Source organism: Intestinimonas sp. RTP31139st1_F5_RTP31139_211217 (assembly GCF_040226735.1).
GTDB classification, from domain to species: Bacteria; Bacillota; Clostridia; order Oscillospirales; family Oscillospiraceae; genus Intestinimonas; species Intestinimonas butyriciproducens.
This window is the reverse complement of the sequence record NZ_JBCOAQ010000062.1, coordinates 1,014-9,255: the sequence shown is the minus strand read 5'-3', so window position 1 is coordinate 9,255 and position 8,242 is coordinate 1,014. Positions and strand designations below refer to the sequence as shown.

Below are 8,242 nucleotides of genomic sequence, written 5' to 3'. Positions count from 1 at the left end.
TAGATGCTCTCCACTCCGCCCGCGTGGGCGATGACCACAGTGGTGCCCATCAGATCGTCCTGCTCCACGCTGGCCACGGTCCCGGCGGAGACCGCCAGCACCTGTGTGCCCACAGGGACCGCGATATCGATGCCGGAGTGGGTCCGCCAGTCGCCCATGGTCTCGTCATAGGCCAGAACCTCCAGGGAGTAGTCGGCCACCACCTGTCCCTTGACCGGCCAGGTAAACACCGAGGCCGCCGGCGCGGCGGGGGTGGGCGCAGGCGTGGCGGCGGGGGTGGGCGCAGGGGTGGGTGCGGGCGTGGGTTTGGCTGTGGGGGCCGGGGTGGGCGCCACCGTGGGCTTCACCGGCTGCACGGTGGGCATGACCACCACCTGGGTGGGGGCCGCCACGGCGGCGTCCCCGTCCCCCATATCAAGAGAGGAAAAGAGATAATAGCCCGAAATTCCAATTGCGGCGACGCAGAGGAACAGGACTCTGTAGAAGCCCTTCCCCTCCATGAAGTCGCCGATCCGCTCTAAGATCGGTTTCTTTTTCATCGCAAGCCTCCATACTGTCTGCCGGTCCGCAGCCTGTCCGCGGACCGGCTTGCCGCTCTTTCGGCGAGCGGCAAGCCGATGTCTGAGCGAGTCCCCACGGCGCCGTGGGGAACTCTCCGGAACTATTGTGGGCAAAGAATTCCAGCCTTATACATCTCTTCCACATAATTTTTCTTGACTTCTTCTGCAAAGCCGCATATATTGTATATGTTTTATATATACAGTTGTCCGATCAAATATTTAAGGAAAATTTAATCTTTTCTTTCCCCTTCCCTACATCTTTTTATGGTATCCTGTATCCCGTCCTCAAGCAGTACGCGCCCGGTCATAGAGGGCGGCAGGCCGTGCCCCGCCTTTTTTTCGCGTCCCGGGCCCGTGCATCCGGAGCTTGCAGCCGTGGAACGTCCCGCGCCCGCTCGGCGCGGGCGTTTTTCGGGTCATTCCAGGGGCCGCGGCCCTTCCGCCGTCCCGGCCAATCGTAAGGTAAAGGAGTCAGCAGTATGGAAACTACCCAGGTCAGGCAGGAGACCGCCTCACAGCCCGCCGCCCCGCAGAAGGAGCAGAAGGGCGCGGCCCCCAAGGTACCGATGCCCCGCAAGAAGAAAAAATGGATTAAGCGTGTACTCGCTCTGGCCGTGCTGGCGGCGCTGCTGCTCTTCCTCTTCCGGAGCTGCAGCGGGGCGAAAAACGCCATCGTCTCCGGTTCTTATCTCCCCGCCTCCGCCGCTCGACAGGACCTGGTGGTGTCCGTCTCCGGCACCGGCACCATCCAGCCCATCCACTCCTACAAGGTCACCACCCTGGTAAAGGGGGAGGTGCTGGAAGCCCCCTTCGAGGAGGGGCAGACGGTACATAAGGGCGACCTCCTGTTCCGCATCGACTCCAAGGATGTGGAGACCTCCATCCAGCAGGCGGAGCTGAGTCTGGAGTCCGCCCGGCTGAGCTACGACCAGCTCCTCAAAAACCAGTCCGACAACCGGAAGAACACCACCGTGAGGGCCGCCGCCGCCGGCGTGATCACCAAGCTGTATGTGGACGAGGGGGATATGGTCTCTCTGGGCGCCCCCATCGCCGACATTCTGGACCGGGACAACATGAAGCTGACCGTCCCCTTCCACGCCGCCGATGCCGCCGGCTTTGCCGTGGGGCAGTCCGCCTCCGTCACGGTGGACGGCACGCTGGAGACCCTCTCCGGCGTCATCGACTCCATTTCCGCCACCGACTCTGTGGGGCCCGGCGGCACCCTGGTGCGCAATGTCACCGTGGCGGTCCGGAATCCCGGCGCCCTGTCCGACGCCTCCAGCGGCACCGCCGCGGTGGGGACGGCGGCCAGTGCGGCCAGCGGCGCTTTTGCTTACGGGGAGAGCAAGCAGGTGGTCGCCAAGGCCTCCGGCGAGCTCACCAGCCTGAGCGTCAAGGAGGGGGACCGGGTCTCCGAGGACCAGGTCATCGGCGGCTTTGACGAGACCGACATGGCCACCCAGATCGAGAGTGCGGCCATCCAGGTGAAAAACGCCGAGTTCACCCTCCAGAACGCCAGGGACCGGCTGGAGGACTACTCCATCACCTCCACCATCGACGGCACGGTCATCGAGAAGAACTACGACGTGGGCGACACGCTGGACACCAGCACCTCCTCCACCACCGGCATCGCCTATCCCGCCGTCATCTACGATCTTTCTGCCCTCACCTTTGATATCCGCATCCACGAGCTGGACATCAACAAGATCCAGGTGGGCCAGGCGGTGGAGATCACCTCCGACGCCCTGGACGGCCAGAGCTTCACCGGCAGGGTAGACAAGGTGAACATCAACGGCACCACCTCCAACGGCGTCACCACCTATCCCGTCACCGTGCTCATCGACGGCTCCCCGGACGAGCTCAAGCCCGGCATGAACATCTCCGCCAAGATCGTGGTGGAGGACGCGGGCGAGGTGCTATGCATTCCCGTGGAGGCGGTGAACCGTGGACAGAACGGCGCCAGCACCGTGCTGGTGGCGGGCCCCGGCGCCCTGGATGAGGCGGGTAATCTGGCCGACAGCTCCAAGCTGGAGGAGCGGGAGGTCACCCTGGGACGGAACGACGAGGCCTACATCGAGGTTCTCTCCGGTCTGGAGGAGGGCGAGACCGTCTTTATCCAGAACGCCTCCTCCGCCAACCCCTGGGGGTGATGAGACAACATGGAACACCTCATTGAACTCAAGGACGTCTATAAGATCTACCAGATGGGCGACGAGACCGTCCACGCCCTGGACGGCGTCAGCCTCACCATCGACCAGGGGGAGTTCGTGGCCATCGTGGGCTCCTCCGGCTCCGGCAAGTCCACAGCGATGAACATCATTGGCTGTCTGGACGTGCCCACCACGGGCACTTACCACCTGGGGGGCATCGACGTATCCACCATGGACGACGACCAGCAGGCCGAGATCCGCAACAAGATGCTGGGTTTTATCTTCCAGCAGTACAACCTGATCCCCAAGCTCAGCGTGCTGGAGAATGTGGAACTGCCCCTCCTCTATGCCGGTCTGGACGCCGCGGAGCGCCGGGAGCGGGCGATGTCCTCCCTGGCCCGGGTGGGCCTGCGCGACAAGTGCAAAAACCTCCCCAGCCAGCTCTCCGGCGGCCAGCAGCAGCGGGTATCCATCGCCCGTGCTCTGGCGGGCAACCCCTCGGTCATCCTGGCCGACGAGCCCACCGGCGCGCTGGACTCCCGCACCGGGCGGGAGGTGCTCTCCTTCCTCCAGAAGCTCAACCGGGAGGGGGACACCGTGGTCCTCATCACCCACGACAACTCCATCGCCGTCCGGGCCAAGCGGATCGTCCGGCTCCAGGACGGCAGGATCATCTACGACGGCGACGCCCACGACCCCAAGGCCGTAGTCCAGCCCGAGGAACTCACGGGAGACGACGGGGCAGGCTTTGACGGCGCGAACGCCGGAGAGGGGGCGGCGGTATGAATTTCACCCAGTCCTTCCGCCTGGCGCTCAAGTCCCTGATGACCAGCAAGATGCGGGCCCTTCTCACCATGCTGGGCATCATCATCGGCGTGGGCGCGGTCATCGTCATCACCAGTCTGGGCAACGGTATGCAGCAGATGATGAACCAGCAGTTTGAACAGCTGGGCGCCAACCTGCTCCAGGTCCAGATCTACAACTTCGGCGGCCTCTCCTCCCGCACGGTGTCTCCCGACGACATGTACGCCCTGGTGGACAAATATCCCCAGTATCTCTCCGGCGTCAGCCCCTATGTCATGACCCAGGGCGTGGTCCGGGAGGGCTCCGAGGAGTTCACCCGCACCAGCATTTACGGCGTCAGCGAATTTTTCTATGACGCCCGGCGCAACCAGGCCATGAGCGGCGAGACCCTGGCGAAGGGCCGCTTTCTCAGCTACATCGACGTCTCCCGCTATCAAAACGTGTGCGTCGTCGGCTCTTACCTGGAACAAAACGCCTTCGGGGGCGACGCCCTGGGCAAGACTCTCACCATCAAGGGCACTCCCTTTACCGTCATCGGCGTGCTGGCCGAGAAGGCGGACAACTCCGAGGGCAGCGGCGACGACGTGATCTTCCTCCCCTATGGAAACGCCATGCGCCTCAACGGCACCGGCTCGGTGGACCTCTACCTTTTCAACAGCACCAGCAAGGAGGGCTCCACCACCGCCAAGGGCATCATCGAAAACCGGCTCTTCCAGACCTATCAGGATGATAACGCCTATTTTGTCATGTCCAGTGCCGAGATGATGGACGCCATGAACACCATGATGAGCACCATGATGATTGTGCTGGTGGCCATCGCCGCCATCTCTCTTCTGGTGGGCGGCATCGGCATCATGAACATCATGCTGGTCTCGGTCACCGAGCGGACCAGGGAGATCGGCATCCGCAAGTCCTTGGGCGCCAAGCGCAAGGACATCCGCGGGCAGTTCATCATCGAGGCCGGTACCACCTCCGCCATCGGCGGCCTGCTGGGCATCGGCGTGGGCATCGCTCTGGCTCAGCTGGCCGGCGGGCTCATCGGCGGCATGATGGCTGCCCAGATGGGCGGCGGCGCCACCTTCTCCGCCGTGCCCACCCTGGGCTCCATCGGCATCGCCTTCGGCGTGAGCGTGGGCATCGGCGTTCTCTTCGGCTACCTGCCCGCCAACAAGGCGGCCCGCCTCAATCCCATCGACGCGCTGCGGTATGACTGATTTCCAGAAAAGGAGCGAAAGACAGATGAAGAAAAGATTCCTCTCCGCCCTCCTGGCGGCGGCGCTGGCGCTGACCCTCCTCCCCACGGCTCTGGCGGCCACTGCCGCGGAGGACGCCTCCCAGGTCCTGGCCGCCCTGGACATTATGGTGGGCGACGAGAACGGCAGCCTCAACCTCTCCGCCCCCGTGACCCGGGCGGAATTCGTAAAAATGCTCATGGCTGCCTCCCCCGTGAGCGTGGGGGACGAGACCGCCGTCTCCCCCTATCCCGACGTGCCCCGCACCCACTGGGCGGCCCCTTATGTGGAGGCGGCGGTGCGCGCCGGCTACGTCACCGGCTATCTGGACGGCACCTTCCGCCCTAGCAATACCATCACCCTCTCGGAGGGTGTGGTGATGGTCCTGCGCCTGCTGGGCTATCAAAACAGCGATTTTTCCGGCTCCTTCCCGGCAGGGCAGATGGCCATGTACCGCACCCTAGACCTGGATGAGGGCATCTCGCTGGGACAGAATGATACCATGACCCGCCAGGACGCCATGTATCTCTTCTATAACCTGCTCACCGCCGCCTCCAAGACTACCGGAGCGCCCTACCTCTCCTCCGTCCTGGGACACAGCCTCACCGCCGACGGCAAGGTGGACACCCTGGCCCTTCTCAATGAGACCATGGACGGCCCGGTAGTGGTGGGCGAGAGCGGCTGGCGGGAGAAGGTCCCCTTCGACTTCAGCCGTGCCTCGGTGAACCGGGCGGGGAAGATCACCAGCGCCGACGCTCTGGTCCAGAACGACGTAGTGTACTGGTCCAAATCCATGAACACCCTCTGGGTGTACACCAACCGCGTCACCGGTACCCTCCAGGCCGTCTCCCCCGCCTCGGCCCCGGCCTCCGTCACCGTGGCCGGGAAGAGCTACTCCATCGAGACCTCCGCCGCCGCTTACGCCGTCAGCGATCTGGGCTCCTTCCGGGTGGGAGACGCCGTCACCCTCCTGCTGGGTCGGGACAGCAAAGTGGTCTCCGTGCTCTCCCCCGCCCAGACCTCCGGCACCGTCTGCGGCATGGTGATCTCCGCCGAGCCCAGGAGCTATGAGGACAAGGACGGCCACTCCTACACCGCCTACTCCCTCACCGTCATGGCCACCGACGGCAGTACCTATGTCTACCGCTATGACAAGGGCACCATGAAGGCCGGCGCCATCGTGCAGGTCACCTCCAGCGGTGAGGATGTGCAGGTCAAGACCCTCTCGGCCTCCCTCTCCGGCAGGGTGAGCGCCGACGGCTCCAAGCTGGGCAAGTACGCCTTCGCCTCCGACGTGGAGATCCTGGACACCTACGGCGAGAGCGGAGCCCTGCGGGTCTACCCCGCCCGGCTGGCCGGCGTGGAGCTCACCGCCGATATGGTGCGCTACTACCTGCTCAACAGCAGCGGCGAGATCAGCCGCCTCATCCTCAAGGATGTCACCGGTGACCTGCACACCTACGGTGTGGTCACCGATGTCAGCGAACAGAGCTCCAACGAGCTGATGCTCACCAGCGGCACCTATGTCTACGACGCCGGCGGCGTGGCCGGCCAGATCACCGGTTCCCGGGTCTACAACGTGAAGGAGGGCCCCTTCCTCCTCAAGCGGAACGGTGCAGAGATCGACCGTTTCGCCAACCTTACCGAGGTGAAGGGCGACAGTGTGGACGGGAATATCCTCTACGCCGGGAGCCGCCAGTATACCATCGCCGAGGACGCGCTGGTTTACGAGCTCCGCGACGGCGACTACTACCTCTCCTCTCTGGCCCTGGTCACCGGCGGCGGCTTTACCCTCACCGGCTGGTACGATAAGCCCGCGCGCGAGGGCGGACGCATCCGCGTCGTCCTGGCCGAGTAGTACGGCTGAGCGGACGGCGCGCCGTGCCCGCCGCAGGATCTGAAAAAAAGGATAAGGGATCGCCTCGCGGCGATCCCTTATCCTTTTTTCATGGTGATTTGTATCCGTTCCTGTCAAAAAAGCCAGCCTTCTCCGCCTCACCGGCAAGCCCCGACGGCGCGCGGCCTTCCGGGAACGCAGGCGGCGCTCACAGCGCCGCGGCTCTGTCCTTCAGGAAGCCCCGCAGCCACTCCCCGGTCTCGGGGTGAGCCAGAGAGAAATCGATGGTGGCCTCCAGGAACCCCTTGAGGTTCCCGGTGTCGTACCGCTTGCCCTCGAAGTCCACCGCCACCATGGCGTCTCTCCGGCACAGCTCCTTGAGCCCGTCGGTGAGCTGGATCTCCCCACCGTAGCCGGGGGCCAGATTTTCCAGAATATCGAAGATTGAGGGCTTCAGGACATACCGCCCCAGGATGGCGTAGTTGGAGAAGATCTCCTCGGGACGGGGCTTTTCCACCATGTCGGTGACCTTGAATACCCGCTCCTCCAGGGGCTCGATCTTCACGGAGGAGTACTTGCCGATGGCCTGGGCGCTCACCTCCTGGACCCCCACACAGGAGGCCCCGTACGCCTCCGCCCCGTCAATGAGCTGGCGGATCACCGGCTTGTCGGAGCGCATGATGTCGTCGCCCAGCAGCACGGCGAAGGGCTCGTCCCCCACAAACCGCTTGGCCCGCCAGATGGCATGTCCCAGCCCCTTGGTCTCCTTCTGCCGGACATAGAAAATGTTGGCCAGATCGGCCGCCCGCCGGACCTCCTCCAGCTCCCGCTCCTTGCCGGCGCGGGAGAGCCGCTCCTCCAGTTCGGGATAATAGTCAAAGTAATCGTCCATGGCGGATTTGGCCCGGTTGGTCACCACCAGGATGTCCTCGATCCCGGCGGCCACCGCCTCCTCGATGATATACTGGATCACCGGCTTGTCCACCAGGGGGAGCATCTCCTTGGGGACGGTCTTGGTGGCGGGCAGCATCCGGGTCCCCAGCCCGGCTGCGGGAATGACGGCTTTCCTGACCTTCATTGGTTCTCATGCCTCCTGACAACAGAATAGTTACCGGATCACGACAGGCGCTCCGGTGACATGCGCCCCTGAAAATACGGGATCTTGGGCAGTGCGATGAGGATGGGCAGGCCCAACCCGTAGCAGGCCACCAGCTCGCCCAGGCCCACGGTGAGCGCGTTCATGGCGAAAATGCCCCAGAAGCCGGGGCCGAAGCCCACCTCATACCACGCCAGCATGGCCCCGATGATGGCTCCGTTGCACAGCACGGGGGGCAGGGGCGCCAGCGCCCTATGCCGGATCCGGGATGTCCACAGGGCGGCCAGCAGGGTGGCGGCGGTGCCGCACACCACGTCGATGAGCCCGTAAGGGCTGAGCAGATTGGCCACCAGACACCCCACGGCCACGCCGGGCACCGCCGCCGGGAACAGGAAGGGCAGGACGGTGAACGCCTCGGACAGCCGGACCTGAATGGCCCCATAGGCGGGTAGGCACAGGGTGAGGGCGGCGTAGGCCGCCGCGATGACGGCGGCCAGGGTGAGCTGTTTGGTATCAAATTTGCGCATGAAAAAAAGACCTCCATTTTTTGTTTAGAGTACGCG

7 protein-coding genes are annotated in these 8,242 nt (G+C 64.2%); 4 read left to right on the top strand and 3 right to left on the bottom strand.

What is annotated here, in order from left to right; genetic code table 11:
- A partial coding sequence (locus ABUA09_RS17450; RefSeq protein WP_349949575.1) for a peptidoglycan DD-metalloendopeptidase family protein occupies positions 1-539 on the bottom strand: 539 nt, incomplete at its 3' end.
- A 500-nt stretch (positions 540-1,039) separates the two neighbouring features.
- Here ABUA09_RS17450 and ABUA09_RS17445 point away from each other — a divergent pair.
- From ABUA09_RS17445 to ABUA09_RS17430, 4 genes are read left to right on the top strand one after another with little or no spacing between them, the layout of a single operon-like run.
- Positions 1,040-2,710, top strand: a complete 1,671-nt coding sequence (locus tag ABUA09_RS17445; protein ID WP_058117069.1) for an efflux RND transporter periplasmic adaptor subunit — start codon at positions 1,040-1,042, stop codon at positions 2,708-2,710.
- A 9-nt stretch (positions 2,711-2,719) separates the two neighbouring features.
- Positions 2,720-3,496 carry an ABC transporter ATP-binding protein gene (locus ABUA09_RS17440; RefSeq protein WP_058117068.1) on the top strand — a complete coding sequence of 259 codons (777 nt, stop codon included), beginning with the start codon at positions 2,720-2,722 and terminating at the stop codon, positions 3,494-3,496.
- Positions 3,493-4,728 carry an ABC transporter permease gene (locus ABUA09_RS17435; protein WP_033118932.1) on the top strand — a complete coding sequence of 412 codons (1,236 nt, stop codon included), beginning with the start codon at positions 3,493-3,495 and terminating at the stop codon, positions 4,726-4,728. The genes ABUA09_RS17440 and ABUA09_RS17435 overlap by 4 nt, the downstream gene beginning before the upstream one ends.
- A gap of 25 nt (positions 4,729-4,753) precedes the next feature.
- Positions 4,754-6,604, top strand: coding sequence for an S-layer homology domain-containing protein (locus tag ABUA09_RS17430; protein WP_349949573.1), 1,851 nt, complete (start codon positions 4,754-4,756; stop codon positions 6,602-6,604).
- A gap of 187 nt (positions 6,605-6,791) precedes the next feature.
- Here ABUA09_RS17430 and galU read toward each other — a convergent pair whose 3' ends face one another.
- Both galU and ABUA09_RS17420 read right to left on the bottom strand, forming a co-directional pair.
- Entirely contained in the window at positions 6,792-7,661 is an 870-nt protein-coding gene (galU, locus tag ABUA09_RS17425) for a UTP--glucose-1-phosphate uridylyltransferase GalU (RefSeq protein ID WP_033118930.1), read from the bottom strand.
- Between the two features lie 38 nt (positions 7,662-7,699).
- Positions 7,700-8,206 (bottom strand): QueT transporter family protein, encoded by a 507-nt coding sequence (locus tag ABUA09_RS17420; protein ID WP_033118929.1) that lies wholly within the window; start codon positions 8,204-8,206, stop codon positions 7,700-7,702.
- Positions 8,207-8,242: the final 36 nt, after the last annotated feature.